The 16,815-nt window shown below is 66.8% G+C and carries 16 protein-coding genes; 13 read left to right on the top strand and 3 right to left on the bottom strand.

The window, feature by feature from the left end:
- The first annotated feature begins 46 nt into the window (after window positions 1-46).
- Genes oppB through R5H32_RS16680 form a run of 4 tightly spaced genes read left to right on the top strand, consistent with a single transcriptional unit; the run spans window position 47 to window position 3,881 of the window.
- Window positions 47-970 (top strand): oligopeptide ABC transporter permease OppB, encoded by a 924-nt coding sequence (gene oppB, locus R5H32_RS16695; RefSeq protein WP_318339829.1) that lies wholly within the window; start codon window positions 47-49, stop codon window positions 968-970.
- A 25-nt stretch (window positions 971-995) separates the two neighbouring features.
- Window positions 996-1,901, top strand: coding sequence for an ABC transporter permease subunit (locus R5H32_RS16690; protein WP_318339828.1), 906 nt, complete (start codon window positions 996-998; stop codon window positions 1,899-1,901).
- 1 nt (window position 1,902) lies between these two features.
- Window positions 1,903-2,871 (top strand): oligopeptide/dipeptide ABC transporter ATP-binding protein, encoded by a 969-nt coding sequence (locus tag R5H32_RS16685; RefSeq protein ID WP_318339827.1) that lies wholly within the window; start codon window positions 1,903-1,905, stop codon window positions 2,869-2,871.
- A complete protein-coding gene (locus R5H32_RS16680; protein ID WP_318339826.1) occupies window positions 2,868-3,881 on the top strand; it encodes an oligopeptide/dipeptide ABC transporter ATP-binding protein in 1,014 nt (337 codons plus the stop codon). Before R5H32_RS16685 ends, R5H32_RS16680 begins: the two co-directional genes overlap by 4 nt.
- 18 nt (window positions 3,882-3,899) lie before the next feature.
- Here the strand turns inward: R5H32_RS16680 and R5H32_RS16675 are convergent, their stop codons facing one another.
- Window positions 3,900-5,198, bottom strand: a complete 1,299-nt coding sequence (locus R5H32_RS16675) for a c-type cytochrome (protein WP_318339825.1) — start codon at window positions 5,196-5,198, stop codon at window positions 3,900-3,902.
- 139 nt (window positions 5,199-5,337) lie between these two features.
- Complete coding sequence (locus tag R5H32_RS16670) at window positions 5,338-6,192, bottom strand: fumarylacetoacetate hydrolase family protein (protein WP_318339824.1); 855 nt, start codon at window positions 6,190-6,192, stop codon at window positions 5,338-5,340.
- 145 nt (window positions 6,193-6,337) lie between these two features.
- On the opposite strand from R5H32_RS16670, the gene R5H32_RS16665 reads away from it, so the two are divergent.
- The 4 genes from R5H32_RS16665 (at window position 6,338) to R5H32_RS16650 (ending at window position 10,485) form a co-directional block, all read left to right on the top strand.
- The gene (locus R5H32_RS16665) at window positions 6,338-7,390 is read left to right on the top strand and encodes a dipeptidase (RefSeq protein WP_318339823.1); all 1,053 of its coding nucleotides are present in this window, start codon (window positions 6,338-6,340) and stop codon (window positions 7,388-7,390) included.
- Window positions 7,387-8,592: a winged helix-turn-helix domain-containing protein gene (locus tag R5H32_RS16660; protein WP_318339822.1), complete on the top strand. Its 1,206-nt coding sequence runs from the start codon at window positions 7,387-7,389 to the stop codon at window positions 8,590-8,592. The genes R5H32_RS16665 and R5H32_RS16660 overlap by 4 nt, the downstream gene beginning before the upstream one ends.
- Before the next feature lie 90 nt (window positions 8,593-8,682).
- Window positions 8,683-9,576, top strand: a complete 894-nt coding sequence (locus R5H32_RS16655; protein WP_263333899.1) for a DMT family transporter — start codon at window positions 8,683-8,685, stop codon at window positions 9,574-9,576.
- Between the two features lie 141 nt (window positions 9,577-9,717).
- Complete coding sequence (locus R5H32_RS16650; protein WP_318339821.1) at window positions 9,718-10,485, top strand: SDR family oxidoreductase; 768 nt, start codon at window positions 9,718-9,720, stop codon at window positions 10,483-10,485.
- Between the two features lie 48 nt (window positions 10,486-10,533).
- Here the strand turns inward: R5H32_RS16650 and R5H32_RS16645 are convergent, their stop codons facing one another.
- Window positions 10,534-11,406: a MurR/RpiR family transcriptional regulator gene (locus tag R5H32_RS16645; RefSeq protein WP_318339820.1), complete on the bottom strand. Its 873-nt coding sequence runs from the start codon at window positions 11,404-11,406 to the stop codon at window positions 10,534-10,536.
- A 144-nt stretch (window positions 11,407-11,550) separates the two neighbouring features.
- Between R5H32_RS16645 and R5H32_RS16640 the strand changes: the two genes are divergently transcribed.
- The 5 genes from R5H32_RS16640 (at window position 11,551) to R5H32_RS16620 (ending at window position 16,783) form a co-directional block, all read left to right on the top strand.
- Window positions 11,551-12,339 carry an N-formylglutamate amidohydrolase gene (locus tag R5H32_RS16640; RefSeq protein WP_318339819.1) on the top strand — a complete coding sequence of 263 codons (789 nt, stop codon included), beginning with the start codon at window positions 11,551-11,553 and terminating at the stop codon, window positions 12,337-12,339.
- A 1-nt stretch (window position 12,340) separates the two neighbouring features.
- Entirely contained in the window at window positions 12,341-12,850 is a 510-nt protein-coding gene (locus R5H32_RS16635; RefSeq protein ID WP_318339818.1) for a TRAP transporter small permease subunit, read from the top strand.
- The gene (locus R5H32_RS16630) at window positions 12,847-14,175 is read left to right on the top strand and encodes a TRAP transporter large permease (RefSeq protein WP_318339817.1); all 1,329 of its coding nucleotides are present in this window, start codon (window positions 12,847-12,849) and stop codon (window positions 14,173-14,175) included. The genes R5H32_RS16635 and R5H32_RS16630 overlap by 4 nt, the downstream gene beginning before the upstream one ends.
- Before the next feature lie 47 nt (window positions 14,176-14,222).
- Window positions 14,223-15,257, top strand: a complete 1,035-nt coding sequence (locus R5H32_RS16625) for a TRAP transporter substrate-binding protein (protein WP_318339816.1) — start codon at window positions 14,223-14,225, stop codon at window positions 15,255-15,257.
- Between the two features lie 161 nt (window positions 15,258-15,418).
- Window positions 15,419-16,783 carry a glutamine synthetase family protein gene (locus tag R5H32_RS16620; protein ID WP_318339815.1) on the top strand — a complete coding sequence of 455 codons (1,365 nt, stop codon included), beginning with the start codon at window positions 15,419-15,421 and terminating at the stop codon, window positions 16,781-16,783.
- The last annotated feature ends 32 nt before the right edge of the window (window positions 16,784-16,815 follow it).

Genomic DNA, 16,815 nt, shown 5'->3' with positions numbered 1-16,815 from the left:
CGCCCGAAACGGCGCGCCCCTCTTCCTCGCGGTCGGGTCTGAACACATGCTCTCCTATATTGCCAAGCGTCTGGCCATCGCCGTTCCGACGCTCCTCTTGCTCATCATCGTCTCGTTCCTCTTGATGCATGCCGCCCCGGGCGGCCCGTTCACGCAGGAACGCGGCCTGCCGCCGCAGGTGCTGGCCAATCTCGAGGCGAAATACGGTCTCGACCAGCCGCTATGGCGGCAGATGGCCAGTTATGTCTGGGGCATCGTCGCGCATTTCGATTTCGGCCCGTCCTTCATCTACAAGGACCGCACCGTGAACGAGATCATCGCCCAGGGTTTCCCGGTCACGCTGACCTATGGTTCGATCTCCTTCGCCGTCGCGGTCCTCGTCGGCGTGGCGCTCGGCGTTACCGCCGCGATCCGCCACAATACCTGGCTCGACTACCTCGCCGTCGGCGTCTCGATCGGCGCGCAGGTGCTGCCGAACTTCGTCATGGCGCCGATCCTCGTCCTGATCTTCACCCTCTGGCTGCGCTGGCTGCCCGGCGGCGGTTGGGAAGGCGGCGAGTGGCAATATATCATCATGCCCGTCGTCGCGCTCTCGACCTCGTTCATGGCCTCGATCGCGCGGATCACCCGGTCGTCGATGCTGGAGGTCCTGAACTCCAACCACATCCGCACCGCCCGCGCCAAGGGATTGCCGGAGCGCAAGGTGATCCTGCGCCACGCGCTGAAGCCGGCGATGCTGCCGGTGATCTCCTATCTCGGGCCGGCCTTCGTGACGATGATCACCGGTTCGGTCGTCGTGGACATCTATTTCTCCACCGGCGGCATCGGGAAGGCCTTCGTCGACAGCGCGCTCAACCGCGACTACGCGGTGATGATGGGGGTCACGATCCTCGTCGGCGCGCTCACCATCCTCTTCAACCTCGTGGTCGATATCCTCTACGCCTGGATCGACCCGAAGATCCGGTACTGAGCCCATGGTCGTAGACACGATAAAGATGAAGAGCCTGAGCGACCGGCTCGCGGCCGAAGAGGTCAAGGGCCGCTCGCTCTGGGCCGATGCCCGCCACCGGTTCCTGCGCAACAAGGCCGCCGTCGCCGGGCTGGTCATCCTGTTGCTGATCGGCCTCTTCGCGATCTTCGGCAATTACATCGCCGCCTGGTCGAACGAGGAACTGGACTTCACGGTCATGGGTCAGATCGCCGAGCTCGGCGGGCCTTCGCTCTCGAACGGCCACTATTTCGGCACCGACGACCTTGGCCGCGATCTTTTCGCGCGCACGGTGCAGGGCACGCGCATCTCGCTCATGGTGGGCATCGTCGGCTCGCTGATCGCGGTCGTCGTCGGCACGCTCTACGGCGCCACGGCGGGCTATATCGGCGGCCGCGTGGACAACATCATGATGCGCACCGTCGATATCCTGATGTCGGTGCCCTACATGTTCGTGCTGATCCTGCTTCTGGTGATGTTCGGCCGCTCGATCGCCATGATCTTCATCGGCATCGGCCTCATCTCCTGGCTCGACATGAGCCGGATCGTCCGCGGCCAGACCCTGAGTCTAAAGCACAAGGAATTCATCGAGGCCGCGCAGGCGACTGGCGTTCCGAGCTTCACCATCATCTGGCGCCACATCGTGCCGAACCTCCTTGGCGTCGTTGCGGTCTACGCGACGCTGCTGGTGCCGCTGATGATCCTGACCGAGAGCTTCATCTCCTTCCTCGGCCTCGGCGTGCAGGAACCGCTGACAAGCTGGGGTGCCCTGATCTCCGAGGGCGCGGGCACGATCAACTACGGCACGCTCTGGCAGCTCGCCTTCCCGCTCTTCTTCTTCATCATCACGCTCTTCGCCTTCTTCTTCGTCGGCGACGGCCTGCGCGACGCGCTAGACCCGAAGGATCGCTGACATGGCACTACTCGAAGTCCGCGACCTCGGTGTCAGTTTCGCGACGCCCGATGGCACCGTGAACGCGGTGAACGGGGTGAACTTCACCCTCGCCAAGGGCGAGACGCTCGGCATCGTCGGCGAAAGCGGCTCCGGAAAAAGCCAGCTCTCGTTCGCGATCATGGGGCTGCTCGCGAAGAACGGCAGGGCGACGGGATCGGTGATGTTCGACGGGCGGGAAATCCTGAACGCCCCGCCCCATGTCATCAACCCGATCCGCGCCAACAAGATCGCGATGGTCTTCCAGGACCCGATGACCTCGCTCAACCCCTACATGCGGGTCGCCGACCAGATGGCCGAGGTGCTCATCCACCACAAGGGCATGGGCAAGTCCGAGGCGGTCCGGGAAGCCGTGCGCATGCTCGATGCGGTGAAGATTCCCGACGCGAAGGGCCGCGTCGACCTTTACCCGCACGAGTTTTCGGGCGGGATGCGGCAGCGGGTGATGATCGCGATGTCGCTTCTCTGCCGGCCGGAGCTTCTGATCGCGGACGAGCCGACGACCGCGCTCGACGTGACCGTGCAGGCGCAGATCATGACGCTCCTCGCCGATCTCCAGCGCGATTTCGGCATGGCGACGATCCTCATCACCCACGATCTCGGCGTGGTGGCCGGGTTCTGCGAGGACGTGCTGGTGCTCTATGGCGGCCAGGTGATGGAGCAAAGCCCTGTCGATCCCCTGTTCCAGACCCCGACCCACCCCTATACGCGCGGCCTCCTCCGGGCGATCCCACGGGTCGACCACGAGGGCGAGGATCTCGACTCGATCCCCGGCAGCCCGCCCAACATGACGAACGCGCCCAAGGGCTGCCCCTTCGCGCCGCGCTGCGACTTCGCGGGTGACGACTGCCGCGACCATCTCGCCGCCCTCGCCGAGTTCGCGCCCGACCGCTGGCGCGCCTGCAACCGCACGCTGGAGGAGCTTGCATGACCGAACCGCTGCTTCGCGTCGAAGACCTGCGCGTCACCTTCGTACTGAAGCGCGCGGGCGACATGCCCTGGACGAAGCCCCGGCTTCTCCATGCCGTTTCGGGCGTGAATTTCGAGCTTTTCCCCGGCGAGACCCTCGGCGTCGTCGGCGAGAGCGGTTGCGGCAAGTCCACGCTCGCCCGCGCGCTGATCCAGATGGTGCCGGCGACCGGCAAGGCGCTCTGGCAGGGCAAGACCGATCTCCTGGCGCTCTCGAAGCGCGAGATGCTGAAATACCGCGCCGACATCCAGATGGTGTTCCAGGACCCGCTCGCCAGCCTCAACCCCCGGATGACCGTCGGCCAGATCATCGCCGAGCCGCTCAAGGTCCACAAACCCGACCTCGACCGCGAGGAGGTCAAGACCCGCGTCAAGAAGATGATGGACCGGGTGGGGCTTCTCCCGAACCAGATCAACCGCTACCCGCACGAATTCTCGGGCGGCCAGTGCCAGCGGATCGGCATCGCCCGCGCGCTGATCGTCGAGCCGAAGCTGCTCATCTGCGACGAGCCGGTCTCGGCCCTCGACGTCTCGATCCAGGCGCAGGTGATCAACCTTCTCGCGGAACTGCAACGCGACCTCGGCCTCGCGATGATCTTCATCGCGCATGACCTTTCGGTGGTGAAGCATATCTCCGACCGGGTCATGGTGCTCTATCTCGGCCGCGAGATGGAGGTGGCGACAAGCCGCGATCTCTATGCCGAGCCGCAGCACCCCTATACGCAAGCGCTTCTCTCGGCCGTGCCGATCCCCGATCCGGTGGCCGAGCGGGCTAAGGTGATGATCCCGCTCGAAGGCGACCTGCCCTCGCCGCTCTCGCCGCCCTCGGGCTGCGTCTTCCGCACCCGCTGCCCGCGCGCAGAGGCCCGCTGCGCGGATCAGGTGCCGGAACTGACGCGCGGCGACCACGGGGTGGCCTGCCACTTCCCCGGCCCGCTCATCGGCGCGCGCAGGGCGGTGGAACCGGCCTGACACCTGCGCGCGGCGCGCCTAGTCGCGCGCCGTCGCCTCTTTAAGGAACGCGATCAGGTCGGCGCGGTCCTCCGGGGCCGCGATCCGCTGCATCGGCATCTTCGATCCGGGGATGAAGTGATCGGGCCCGAGGTCGAAAAGCCGGTCGATCGTGGCATCGCTCCAGACGATGTCGGAGTCTTCAAGCGCCACGGAATAGCCGTAGCCCGCGACCGTTCCGGCGGGCCGGCCGAATAGGCCGTGCAGCGTCGGCCCGGCGCGGCGCCCGCCCTCGGGGCCGAGCGCATGGCAGATCGAGCACTTGCGCTGGAACTGGCGCTCGCCGTTCGGCATTTCCTCGGGCGGGGTGAGAAAGCTCTGTCCGGCCCCCGCGATCCGCGCCCCGTCGAGATCGTCGACCGGCCAGCTGTACATCGCGCTGTCGAGCCCGCCGGCATGGATATTGGAGCCGTCCGGCGCGAAGGCCAGCGCCCAGACCGGACCTTTCAGCGTCGCGCGGAAATCGTCGGCGATGCGCCACGCGGCGGTATCGACGACCATGATGTAGCCCTGCGCATCGCCCACGGCGAGCCGCTGCGAGCCTGCATGATAGGCCATCGCGAGGATTGGCCGCCGGTCGAGCGTGAAGTCCGCCAACTCCTCGCCGCCGGGCAGCTTCAGGATGCGGGTGCCGCCATCGACCGCGCCATAGGCGAGCCAGGTCTCATCCTCGTTCACCACGAGTGTGTTGATGCCGAAGCCGTGCGCAACGAGCTGGCCGAGCGCCGTGCCGCTCGCCGCGTCCCAGAGCCGCAGCGTGCCGTCCGCCGAGGCGGTGTAGAGCCGCGTGCCATCGGGCGAGAAGGCGATATCGGTGACGCTGCTTCGGTGCCCGTCGATCACGACGGGATCGCTCGCGCCCGAGACATCCCAGATCCGCGCGGTGCCGTCCCAGCTTGCCGAGGCGATCCGCCGCCCGTCCGGCGCCACCGCGAGCCGCACGACCTTGCCCGCGTGCTGGCCAAGCTCACGCCCGGCCCCGGTCTCTTCATCCCAGACCCGGACCGTGAAATCGTCGCCCGCTGAGGCGACGCGCCCGCCGCCGAGATCTGCGACCGAATTGACGGCCGCCCTGTGCCCTTCCAGCCAGAGCGGCCGGCCGTCGCGCCAGAGCCCCACGGAATTGTCGAAACTCGCGGTCAGGATCGCCCCGTCCGGGCCGGTCGCGATGCCCATGACCGGGCCGCCGTGACCCTTCAGCGTGAAGAACTCCTGCGCAGGGGCGGCAGAGGCCAGACCCCAGAGGGCGACCGCGCAAAGCACGGCCCGTGCGGGCATCCATCCATCCGCGGCTTTCGGCATCACCGCCCCCCGGTGCTCCTCCGGCCGTAGCGTTCAACACCCGGCCGGGCCGCAACACTATAAGCCGGGAGAGGCCCGCGGGTCCATCTACCGGGATCGCGGCAGGGCCGCGGCCTCAGCCCCGCACCACCCTCTGGGTCTGCACGCCGAGCCCCTCGACCGACAGCCGCATCACCTCGCCGCCCTTCAGGTAGGCGGGCGGCTTGCGGCCCATGCCGACACCCGGCGGCGTCCCGGTCGCGATCACGTCGCCGGGCTGGAGCGACATGAAGCGGCTGACATAGGCGACGAGGAAGGGCACCTTGAACACCATCGTCGCGGTCGCGCCGTCCTGGCAGCGCCGCCCGTCGATCTCCAGCCACATCCTCAGATTGCCGACATCGCCCGCCTCGTCCGGCGTCACCAGCCAGGGCCCGATCGGCCCGAACGTGTCGCAGCCCTTGCCCTTGTCCCAAGTGCCGCCGCGCTCGATCTGGTACTCGCGCTCGCTGACGTCGTTGACGACGCAATAGCCCGCGACATGCGAAAGCGCTTGGGCCTCCTGGATATAGACGCCGCCCTTGCCGATCACGACGCCAAGCTCGACCTCCCAGTCGGTCTTCTCAGAGCCGCGCGGCAGGATCACGTCGTCATCCGGCCCGTTGATGCACGAGGTCCACTTGTTGAAGATGACGGGTTCCTCCGGCACCTTCATCCCGGCCTCTGCGGCATGGTCGGCATAGTTGAGCCCGATGGCGACGAACTTGCCGGTGCTGCCGACACAGGGGCCGAGCCGAAGCCCCGCCTGCGGCACACCCTCGACCAAAGCCAGCGCCGCTGGATCAAGGGCCGCGAGCCGCGCGAGGCTCTCGGGCAGAAGCGCCTCCCCCGCAAGATCGCCGATCACCCCGGAGAGATCGCGCACCCGTCCCTCGCCGTCGATCAGACCGGGCTTTTCCGCCCCCTTCGCCCCGTAGCGCACCAGTTTCATGCGAGCCCCCCTGTTTCGGCGCAGGCTGACCGGGGCGTACCTCACGGTCAAGTCCGGATCGGCCTCCCTTGCGCTCCGCCGCGCTTCGCGCGAGGCTCGGGGCCTGGTCCCGGAACGGCCGGAACGACCCCAGCGCCGAGGCAGCATGATTCCGGTTTTCGACGGTCACAACGATTTCCTGCTCAGGCTCCTGCGCAAGCCGGCCGAGCGCGAGAAGATCTGGCTCAAGGGAGAGGGCAAGGGCCATCTCGACCTGCCGCGCATGAGAGCCGGCGGCCTCGCCGGCGGCTTCTTCGCGGTCTATATCCCCTCGCCCGACGCCGACGCCTCGATCGACCTCGACGCGCTGATGGACGCGCCGCCCTACGACCTGCCCCTGCCCGGACCCGTCGGCGCGAACACCGCACAGCCCGTTGCCGCCGCGATGATCGGGCACCTGATGTGGATGGAGCGCACCGGAACGCTTTCGATCTGCCGATCGGTCGCCGAGATCCGCGCCGCGATGGCGGCGGGAAGGATCGCCGCCATCCTGCATTTCGAGGGCGCCGAGCCGATCGGCGAGGATCTCGACACGCTGCACCTCTGGCACGCCGCCGGGCTCAGATCGCTCGGCCCGGTCTGGTCGCGCCCCACCGCCTTCGGCCACGGCGTCCCGTTCCGCTTCCCCGGCGAGCCCGACACCGGCCCCGGCCTCACGGAGGCCGGAAAGCGCCTCGTCGCGGAATGCGACCGGCTCCACATCCTGATCGACCTCAGCCACCTGAACGAGAAGGGCTTCGACGATGTCGCGGCGCTTTCCGGTGCGCCACTCGTCGCCACCCATTCCAACGCCCATGCGGTCACCCCCTCGACCCGCAACCTCACCGACCGCCAGCTCGCCGCGATCCGTGCCTCCGGCGGCATGGTCGGGCTCAACTTCGCAACCGTGTTCCTGCGTCATGACGGCCGCCGCGCGTCCTTCGACGGCTGGGAGCCGGTCCTGCGCCATCTCGACCACCTGATCGAGCATCTGGGCGAAGACCACGTCGGCTTCGGATCGGATTTCGACGGCGCGATGGTGCCGGAGGCGATCGGCGACGCGTGCGGCCTGCCGCGGCTCCTCGACGCGCTCGCGGCACATGGCTACGGCGAGGCGCTGATCCGCAAGCTGGCGCATGAGAACTGGCTGGCGGTGCTCGACCGGACCTGGGGTCGATGACCGCGCCGGTCCTCGACAACGAGCGCGCCCGGCGGCTCTTTCTCGACCGCCACGCGCTGCTGGAGCCGCCCTCCGGGCCGGCACGGGGCGACGCGCTGATGGCGCTGATCCACCGGCTCGGCTTCGTCCAGGTGGACAGCATCAACACGGTCGAACGCGCCCATCACATGATCCTCTGGTCGCGCCGCCAGAGCTACCGGCCGGCGGATCTTAAGCGCCTTCTGGAACGCGACCGGGCGCTCTTCGAGCACTGGACCCACGATGCCTCCGTCATTCCGGCGGAGTTCTTTCCCTACTGGCGGCTTCGCTTCCGCCGCGACGCCGAGCGCATGCTTGCCCGCTGGACCGCGTGGCAGGGGCCCGAGTTCCACGACAAGGTGGAGGACGTGCTGGCCCATATCCGCGCGGGCGGCCCCTGCGGCTCGGGCGAGGTCGGAACCGACGAGCAGCGCGGCAAGGGCGGCTGGTGGGAATGGCATCCCTCGAAGACCGCTCTGGAATACCTGTGGCGGACGGGTGCGCTCTGCGTCTGCCACCGCCGCAACTTCGCCAAGGTCTACGACCTCGCCGAACGCGTCCTGCCCGAGGCCCACCGGCTGCCGGAACCAGCCGAGGCCGCGACCGTGGACTGGGCCTGCGATGCCGCGCTCGACCGGCTGGGCTTCGCCACCTCGGGCGAGATCGCGGCGTTCTGGGATCTGGTGACGCCGCAGGAGGCGAAGGACTGGTGCGACCGCGCGCTGGCGCGTGGCGCGGTCACCGAGGTCCGGATCGAGAACCACGACGGCAGCCTGCGCCGCTGCCTCGCATGGCCGGGCCTCGCCGATGCCGCCGCCGCGCTGCCCGCCCCGGCGAACCGCGTCCGCATCCTCTCGCCCTTCGACCCCGCGCTGCGCGACCGCAAACGGGCCGAGCGGCTCTTCGGCTTTCACTACCGGATCGAGGTATTCGTGCCGGAGCCGCAACGCCGCTTTGGCTACTATGTCTTCCCGGTGATGGAGCGCGACCGGCTGATCGGCCGGATCGACGCGAAATGCCTGCGCGCCGAGGGCGCGCTCGCCGTCACCGCCTTCTGGCCCGAGGCGGGCATCGCGATGGGCGCGGGCCGGCTGGCCCGGCTAGAGGCCGAACTCGCCCGGCTCGGCCGCTTCACCGGCTGCCAGGAGGTACGCTTCTCCGCCGGCTGGCTGCGCGCGGCCTGACGGGCGAAAACCGACGCCGCCGTACGTCGGCATCGGAACAGACGATGGCCACCGCCGTTCCCCACTTTACTTGGGGAAACGGAGGCGCACATGGATCATGTCGTAAGCTATCGCAAGGGCGTGGGGCTGGTGCTCTTCGCGGCGGTCCTGTGGTCGCTCATGGGGCTCGCGATCCGCTCGCTCGGCGATGCGGGGACATGGCAGGTGCTGTTCTACCGCTCGCTCGGCATGGCGCCGGTGCTCTTTCTGACCGTCGCCTACCGCTCCGGCGGGCGCCCGTTCCAGCGCATCCGCGCCGCGGGATGGCCCGGATTCATCGGCGGCTTCGGTCTCGTCTTCGCCTTCGCCGGCGCGATCTACGCCATCCAGTCGACAACGGTCGCCAATGCCGTCTTCCTCTTCGCCGCGGCGCCGCTCTTCACCGCGGTCATGGCCTGGCTGATCCTGAAGGAGCCGGTCCGCCGCGCGACCTGGGGTGCCATCGCGCTCGCCGGGATCGGCATGTTCGTGATGGTCCGCGAGGGGCTTGCCATCGGCGCCGGCTGGGGCAATGTCGCGGCGCTCTTCTCGGCGGCGGGGTTTTCCGCCTTCACCATCGCGCTCCGCTGGGGCCGCGTCGCCAACATGCTGCCCTCGGTGCTGATCGGCGGGGTGCTGTCGGTGATCGTCGCGGGCGCGGTCATCGCGCTGCGCGGCGAGAGCTTCGCCCTGCCCCCCCGCTCCATCGCCATCGCGATGCTGATGGGGGCGGCGCTGCTCGGCTTCGGGCTCGCGATCTACACCACCGGCAGCCGGGTCGTGGAGGCGGCCGAGCTCGGACTTCTCACGATGGCCGAGGTGATGCTGGCGCCGGTCTGGGTCTGGCTCGTCCTCGGCGAAAGCGCGAGTTCTGGCACCTTCATCGGCGGCGCCGTCCTTCTCGCCGCCATCGCCTTCAACGCCGCGACCGGAATGCGCCACCGCCCGCCCGCACTGACGACCTGAGAGACGGGATCTGGGCGCGGCTGGCCGTTTCGCGACACTTGCAAGCGTCGAGATACGTCCCCGCCTCACGGCTCCAGCGTTGCCGCGAGCGGCGTGCCGTGTCACAAAATCTCATCCGGTCCTCAGATAGGGATGGCGGCGATGCGGTTTGATTTCACGGACAAGCGCGTGCTGGTCACCGGGGGAACGCGTGGCATCGGCCGCGCGACCGCCGAGGCGTTCCTCGAAGCTGGCGCGAGGGTTGCCGTCAATGGCCGAACGCCCGCCTCCACGTCCTCGGCGATTGCCGCATTGGGAAGCGGGGCGAGGCTCGTCTCCGCTCCTGGCGACGTGGCAACGGCCGCGGGATGCAAGGCGATCGTCGGTGCGGCCATCGAGGGGCTGGGCGGGCTCGACATCCTGGTCAACAGCGCGGGTGTCGGCGATGCAGGCCCCATCGAAGAGATCGACGAGGCCTTTTGGGACGAGATGCTCGCGGTGAACCTCAAGGGCACGTTCTTCTGCATCCGCTGGGCGCTCGGGGCGCTGCGCGAAAGCAAGGGCAATATCGTCAATGTCGCCTCGGACGCCGGCCTCATGGGCGATGTCGGGAGTGGCACCGTCTATTGCGCGTCGAAGGGCGGCGTCGTGAACATGACCCGCGCCATGGCGCTTGAACTCGCGCCCGATGTCCGGGTGAACTGTGTCTGCCCTGGTTACGTCGACACCGACATGGTGCGCCGTGATGGCATCGACCGGGCCGCTGACCCGCTGGCGGCCGAGCGGGCGCTCATCGACTACGCGCCGTTGAAGCGCATCGCGGCACCCGGCGAAATCGCCACCTCGATCCTCTACATGGCGTCGGACGACGCGCGTTTCGTGACGGGTGCCGCGTTCCAGATCGACGGCGGATCAACGGCGGGGCAGTGAACCAGACCGGGGCGATCCACCGACGCCCGGACGTTCGCGGCGGCACCCTCACTTCGAGCGGCGGAAGAACCGGGCGCGAGCGTAAAGCTCCTCCAGCCGCTTCATCCGCGCCTGCGTCTCCTCCCAGGTCAGACTCTGGATCGCCGCCATCAGCGTCTCGACGAGCACCTGGATCGCCACGGTCGAATCCCAGGCCGAGGGCGCCTCGATATGGGCCGAGAGCCGGTAGCGCGCCCGCTCGGCGGCGGGCGAGACCCACTGGTCAGTGATCAGCACCACCTCGGCGCCCTGATCAGCGGCCATCTCGACAAGGCTGAGCACATTGTTCTCATAGCGCCTTATGTCGAAGGCGAGGAGCACGTCACCCGGCCCCATGTCGATCAGGGCGGGCGGCCACGCGTTGGACATGTCGGAAATCAGCGTCACGTCGCGGCGGATGACCTTCATGTGGGTCACGAAGTAGTCCGCCATCGCATGGGTGATGCGCCCGCCCATCGCGAAGATCTTGCGGTTCCTGTCGGCCATCAGTCCCGCGATCGCGTCGAAATCCGCATGGTCGATCTGGCCGAGCGTCGCCTGCAGATTGCCCACAACGGCATCGGCGAAGCGGTTGAGGATATGGGTTTCCGGCACGCCGCCTGCCCAGCGGTCATGCTTGGCGATGGGCGAGATCAGCCGCTCCTCCACCTCGGCCCGCACAACCGTCTGGAAATCCGGATAGCCCTTGTAGCCGAGCTTCTGCACCAACCGGACCACCGTCGGCGTCGAGACCTCCGCCCCCTTGGCGAGCGCCGTGATCGACCCCAGCACCGAGACCGGATAGTGCCGCGTGATGTGCGAGGCGAGTTGCCTCTCTGCCCGCGTGAGCCCGTCGAAATGCGCCCTGATCTGCTGTTCGATGGTCTTTGCGGCGCCGGGCATCGTCGGTTCTCCCTCCTCAGCGCCGGGCGCTTGCCGGCGAAACAAGTAAAGATCTTAACAGAGATTACAGTCAAGAAAATATCTTGACAAAAATGCGGTCGCCGGATGAGCCTTGAAAGGGGAGTCGGGGAGGATTCCGGGGCGATGACGGGGACGACGACAAAGACCCTTCCGGTCGTGACGACCGAGAACCGCAGCGCGCGCGGGCCGTTTCTCGTGGTCTGCGAACATGCCTCGAACCACTTTCCGGCCGCGTTCGGGACGCTTGGCCTCATGCCCGAGGCGCGTGCGGCGCATATAGCTTGGGATCCCGGCGCGCTCGGCCTCGCGCGGGGGCTCTCTAAGGCGCTCGATGCGCCCCTGGTTTCGGCCGGAATCTCGCGGCTCGTCTACGACCTGAACCGCCCGCCCCACGCGCCGGGCGCGATGACGGAACGGAGCGAGGTCTTTGATATTCCTGGCAACGCGAACCTCGCCGAGGCCGAGAGGCTGCGGCGCACGGAAGCCATCTACCTGCCCTTCCACGCCGCCCTTCACGCCGAGATCGCCCGGCGGCTCGCCAGCGGCCGACCGCCGGTCATCGTTACCGTCCACAGCTTCACGCCGGTCTATTTCGGCAAGAACCGCAAGGTCGAGCTTGGGCTCATCCACGACGCCGACCCGACCTTCGCCCGGGCGGTTCTGATCGAGGCGAAGGCACGCACTGGCCTCGATTGCCGCCTGAACGAACCCTATTCCGCCGCCGATGGCGTGACCCATACGCTGCGGCTTCAGGCCACCCCTTACGGATTGCACCACGTCATGCTCGAAATCCGCAATGATCTTCTGGCCGATGACCTCGCCATTTCCGCCATGACCGACGGCCTCGCCCCGGTCCTTACGGCGGCTCTGGCGCGGATCGGCACCGAAACGAACAGGAAGGCGGCGATCTGACATGCCGAACTGGACCCGAACCTTCGTGCGCCATGTCGACGCCTTCAACTACCGCGTCGGGCGCTTCGCGATGTACCTCTTGTTCGTCCTGATGGGCGTGATGCTCTGGTCGTCCTTCGCCCGCTCGGCGCTGACGCCCGCGATCTGGACCGACGAGATGGGGCAGTTCCTGCTTCTGGGCTATTTCATGCTCGGCGGGGCCTATTCGCTGCAACTCGACAGCGCCGTGCGAATGGATCTTTTTTACAGCCGCTGGCGCGACCGCACCAAGGCGATCGTCGATGCCGTCACCATCCTCGGGCTGATCTTCTATCTCGGGGTCCTGCTGTACGGCGCGGTCGAGAGCACCGCCTACGCGATCGAGACCGGCGAGACCCGGCGCGGCCTCTGGCGCCCCTACATGTGGCCGGTCAAGACCGTCATGTGCATCGGCATCGTGATGATGATCCTGCAATGCACCTCGATCTTCATCAAAGACCTGGCGAAACTCCGCGGTGAGGACCTTTCATGACCCCGAACCTGATCGCCATGTCGATGTTCGGCGCGATGTTGGTGCTCCTGTTCTCCGGCCAGCGCATGTTCGGCATGATCGGCTTCGTCGCCGTCGTGGCCGCGCTCTGGCTCTGGGGCGACCGCGGCGGCTACGACATCGCCTTCGCGCAGTCGATCAAGCTGATGGGCTGGTTCCCCCTGATGACGCTGCCGATGTTCATCTTCATGGGTTACGTGCTCAGCGAAAGCCGGCTTGCCGACGACCTTTACCGGATGTTCCATGTCTGGTTCGGCCCTGTGCCCGGGGGCCTGGCCATCGGCACGATCTTCCTCATGGTGCTGATCTCTGCGATGAACGGGCTTTCCGTCGCCGGCATGGCGATCGGCGCCACCATCGCGCTGCCCGAGCTTCTCAGGCGCAACTACGACAAGCTGATGGTGACGGGCGTGATCCAGGCGGGCTCCAGCTTGGGCATCCTGATCCCGCCCTCGGTCGTGCTCGTCCTCTACGCGATGATCGCGCGCCAGCCAGTCGGCAAGCTCTGGCTAGCCGGCGTCCTGCCGGGGCTGATGATGGCGGCGATGTTCATCATCTACATCTGGATCCGCTGCAAGATCACGCCGTCGCTCGGACCGGTCCTGTCCGCAAAGGAACGCGCCGAGGTCACGCGGGCCGAGAAGATCCGCCTGCTCAGCGCCGGGCTCCTGCCGTTCGGCATCTTCCTCGCGATGATGGTGCCCTTCGTGACGGGCTATGTCCGGCTCGTGGAAAGCTCGGTCATCGGCGCGCTTGCCGCCGTGCTCGCCGCGATCGTCAAGGGCCGCATGAGCTGGGCCGTGTTCGAGACCTCCGCCCGCCACACGCTCGCCATCTCCTGCATGTTCCTCTGGATCATCCTCGCCGCGCTGGCCTTCGGCGCGATCTTCGACGGGCTTAGGGCGGTCGAAGCGCTCAAGGGCCTCTTCCTCGAGGATCTGCACCTCAACCGCTGGACCGTGCTGATCATCATGCAGCTCACGTTCCTGCTGATGGGCACCTTCCTCGACGACACCGCGATGCTCGTGATCGTCGCCCCGCTCTATGTGCCGCTGGTCGACGCGCTCGGCTTCGACCTGATCTGGTATGGTGTGCTGTACACGATCACCACGCAGGTCGCCTACATGACGCCGCCCTTCGGCTACAACCTGTTCCTGATGCGCGCTATGGCGCCGCCGGAGATCTCGCTCGCCGACATCTACCGCTCGATCGTACCCTTCGTGGCCGTGATGATCCTCGCCCTCGCGCTCGTCATCACGTTCCCTCAGATCGCGCTCTGGCTGCCTGAGCAGCTCTACAAACAATGAGGCGGGTCAACCGCCCGAGACCGAACCGCAACAAGGAGGAAAGACCGATGACAACGAGACGCAAGTTTCTCACGGCCGGCGCCGCCGCCGGTGCCGCGACGCTGGCCGCGCCCGCCGTCCATGGGCAATCGCCGATCAAGTGGCGGCTTCAGACCTATGCCGGCGCGGCGCTCGGCGAACATGTGGTGAAACCGGCGATCGACAGCTTCAACAAGATCGCCGAAGGCCAGATGGAGATCGAGCTCTACTTCGCCGACCAGCTGGTGCCGACCGGCGAGCTTTTCCAGGCGATGCAGCGCGGCACGATCGACGCGGTGCAGTCGGACGACGACAGCATGGTCTCGCCGACCGAGGTCACGGTGTTCGGCGGCTACTTCCCCTTCGCCTCGCGCTACTCGCTCGACGTGCCGGCCCTGTTCCACAATTGGGGCCTGAACGAGATCTGGGACGAGGAATATTCCAAGGTCGGGGTCAAGCACATCTCCGCCGGCTCCTGGGATCCGTGCAACTTCGCCACAAAGGATCCGATCAACTCGCTCGCCGACCTTCAGGGCAAGCGGGTCTTCACCTTCCCGACGGCCGGCCGGTTCCTCGCGCAGTTCGGCGTCGTACCTGTGACGCTGCCTTGGGAGGATATCGAGGTCGCGGTGCAGACCGGCGAGCTTGACGGGGTCGCCTGGTCGGGCATTACCGAGGACTACACGGTCGGCTGGGCCGATGTGACCAACTACTTCCTCACCAACAACATTTCCGGCGCCTGGATTGGCCATTTCTTCGCCAACATGGACCGCTGGAACGAACTGCCGCCGCATCTGCAGGAACTCGTCCGTGTCTGCTTCGACGCCAGCCACTACTACCGCCAGCACTGGTACTGGGCCGGCGAGGCGCGTCTCCGTGTCGAGGGCACGAAGATGCAGCTGACCTCGATCCCCGACGAGGAATGGGGCCAGGTCGAGGCCGCCGCCCGCGCCTTCTGGGAAGAGATCGCGGCAGAAAGCGAAACCAAGGCCAAGATCGTGAATATCTTCAAGGCCTACAACGAGGCGATGGACAAGGCCGGGCGGCCCTATCGCTACACATGATCAAACACATAGGGCGGCGGCATATCCGCCGCCCCATACTTCATATCAAAAAGCATGAACCTACTGAATGTCGCTATTCATTTTTTTGATCAAATGTTAAGAGCGAGGGCAATGCGGACATCGAGTCCGAAAGACAGGGACCAAGAAAGGGAGGGGCCTGAATGCCCGCAAATCTGACATTCGACGCGCTGAAGAAGGCTGTCGCCGCCGGTGAGATCGACACCGTCCTCGCCTGCTTTCCGGACATGCAGGGCCGGCTGATGGGCAAGCGCTTCGTCGCGCAGCATTTCGTCGAAAGCGCCTGGGAGGAGACGCATTGCTGCAACTACCTCCTCGCCGTCGATGTCGAGATGTACACGGTGCCCGGCTACAAGTCGGCAAGCTGGGAGAAGGGCTACGGCGACTACATCCTGAAGCCTGACCTTTCGACGCTCCGCCGCGTTCCCTGGCTAGACGGCACCGCGATGGTGCTCTGCGACCTTCTCGACCACCACACGCATGAGGAGGTCGCCGTCAGCCCCCGCGCGATCCTCAAGCGCCAGATCGCCCGCGCCAAGGCGATGGGCTTCGACGCGATGATGGCGACGGAACTGGAGTTCTTCCTGTTCCAGGACAGCTACGACGACCTCAATGACCGCAACTACCAGAACCTCCAGCCGCTCGGCCGCCACAACATCGACTATTCGATCTTCGGCACCACGAAGGAAGAAAGCGTGATGCGGGCGATCCGCAACGGGCTCTGGGGCGCCGGTATCCCGATCGAGAACTCGAAGGGCGAGGCCGAGGTCGGGCAGGAAGAGATCAACGCGAAATACTCCGATGCCCTCGACACCTGCGACATGCATGCGATCATCAAGAACGGCGTGAAGGAGATCGCCCATCAACAGGGCCGCGCCGCGACCTTCATGGCGAAATACAGCCACGAACGCGCGGGCTCGTCGAGCCATGTCCACCAGTCGCTGTGGAAGGGCGGCAAGCCCGCCTTCAGGGATGAGAAAGACCCCCACGGCATGTCCGACCTGATGCGCCACTACGTCGCGGGGCAACTTACCTATGCGCGCGAGATCACCGCACTTCTCGCGCCCTACATCAACTCCTACAAGCGCTTCGTCGTCGGAATGTTCGCACCGACGAAGGCGGTCTGGTCCTTCGACAACCGCACCGCCGGGTTCCGCGTCTGCGGCGAGAGCACCAAGGCGATCCGCGTCGAATGCCGGATCGGCGGGGCCGACCTCAACCCCTACATGGCCTGCGCCGGGCTGCTGGCGGCGGGGCTCGCCGGAATCGAACAGACGCTGGAGCTTGAACCGGCGATCACCGGCGACATCTACCATGCAAGGCGTGTCCGCGAGATCCCGCATACGCTCGGCGAGGCGGCGGCCCTGCTGCAGAAGTCGAAGATGCTGCGCGCGGCCTTCGGCGACGACGTGGTGGACCACTACACCCGCGCCGCTCAATGGGAGATCGAGGAGCAGAACCGCGTGGTGACGGATTGGGAAGTGAAACGGGGTTTCGAGCGGCTCTGAAGCTGCAACCGGCGACATGCGCCAAGTGAGGA

Origin of the sequence: Defluviimonas sp. D31, from assembly GCF_033436765.1 — a bacterium.
In the GTDB taxonomy this organism is placed as follows: Bacteria; Pseudomonadota; Alphaproteobacteria; order Rhodobacterales; family Rhodobacteraceae; genus Albidovulum.
This window is presented reverse-complemented; position numbering and strand designations above follow the sequence as displayed.

Excerpts from the sequence above, each read along its gene's own strand:
- R5H32_RS16620 (WP_318339815.1), top strand. The coding sequence starts at position 15,419 with ATGCCCGCAAATCTGACATTCGACGCGCTGAAGAAGGCTGTCGCCGCC.
- oppB (WP_318339829.1), top strand. The coding sequence starts at position 47 with ATGCTCTCCTATATTGCCAAGCGTCTGGCCATCGCCGTTCCGACGCTC.
- R5H32_RS16640 (WP_318339819.1), top strand. The coding sequence starts at position 11,551 with ATGACGGGGACGACGACAAAGACCCTTCCGGTCGTGACGACCGAGAAC.
- R5H32_RS16625 (WP_318339816.1), top strand. The coding sequence starts at position 14,223 with ATGACAACGAGACGCAAGTTTCTCACGGCCGGCGCCGCCGCCGGTGCC.
- R5H32_RS16675 (WP_318339825.1), bottom strand. The coding sequence starts at position 5,198 with ATGCCCGCACGGGCCGTGCTTTGCGCGGTCGCCCTCTGGGGTCTGGCC.
- R5H32_RS16665 (WP_318339823.1), top strand. The coding sequence starts at position 6,338 with ATGATTCCGGTTTTCGACGGTCACAACGATTTCCTGCTCAGGCTCCTG.
- R5H32_RS16670 (WP_318339824.1), bottom strand. The coding sequence starts at position 6,192 with ATGAAACTGGTGCGCTACGGGGCGAAGGGGGCGGAAAAGCCCGGTCTG.
- R5H32_RS16655 (WP_263333899.1), top strand. The coding sequence starts at position 8,683 with ATGGATCATGTCGTAAGCTATCGCAAGGGCGTGGGGCTGGTGCTCTTC.
- R5H32_RS16630 (WP_318339817.1), top strand. The coding sequence starts at position 12,847 with ATGACCCCGAACCTGATCGCCATGTCGATGTTCGGCGCGATGTTGGTG.
- R5H32_RS16650 (WP_318339821.1), top strand. The coding sequence starts at position 9,718 with ATGCGGTTTGATTTCACGGACAAGCGCGTGCTGGTCACCGGGGGAACG.
- R5H32_RS16690 (WP_318339828.1), top strand. The coding sequence starts at position 996 with ATGAAGAGCCTGAGCGACCGGCTCGCGGCCGAAGAGGTCAAGGGCCGC.
- R5H32_RS16680 (WP_318339826.1), top strand. The coding sequence starts at position 2,868 with ATGACCGAACCGCTGCTTCGCGTCGAAGACCTGCGCGTCACCTTCGTA.
- R5H32_RS16685 (WP_318339827.1), top strand. The coding sequence starts at position 1,903 with ATGGCACTACTCGAAGTCCGCGACCTCGGTGTCAGTTTCGCGACGCCC.
- R5H32_RS16660 (WP_318339822.1), top strand. The coding sequence starts at position 7,387 with ATGACCGCGCCGGTCCTCGACAACGAGCGCGCCCGGCGGCTCTTTCTC.
- R5H32_RS16635 (WP_318339818.1), top strand. The coding sequence starts at position 12,341 with ATGCCGAACTGGACCCGAACCTTCGTGCGCCATGTCGACGCCTTCAAC.
- R5H32_RS16645 (WP_318339820.1), bottom strand. The coding sequence starts at position 11,406 with ATGCCCGGCGCCGCAAAGACCATCGAACAGCAGATCAGGGCGCATTTC.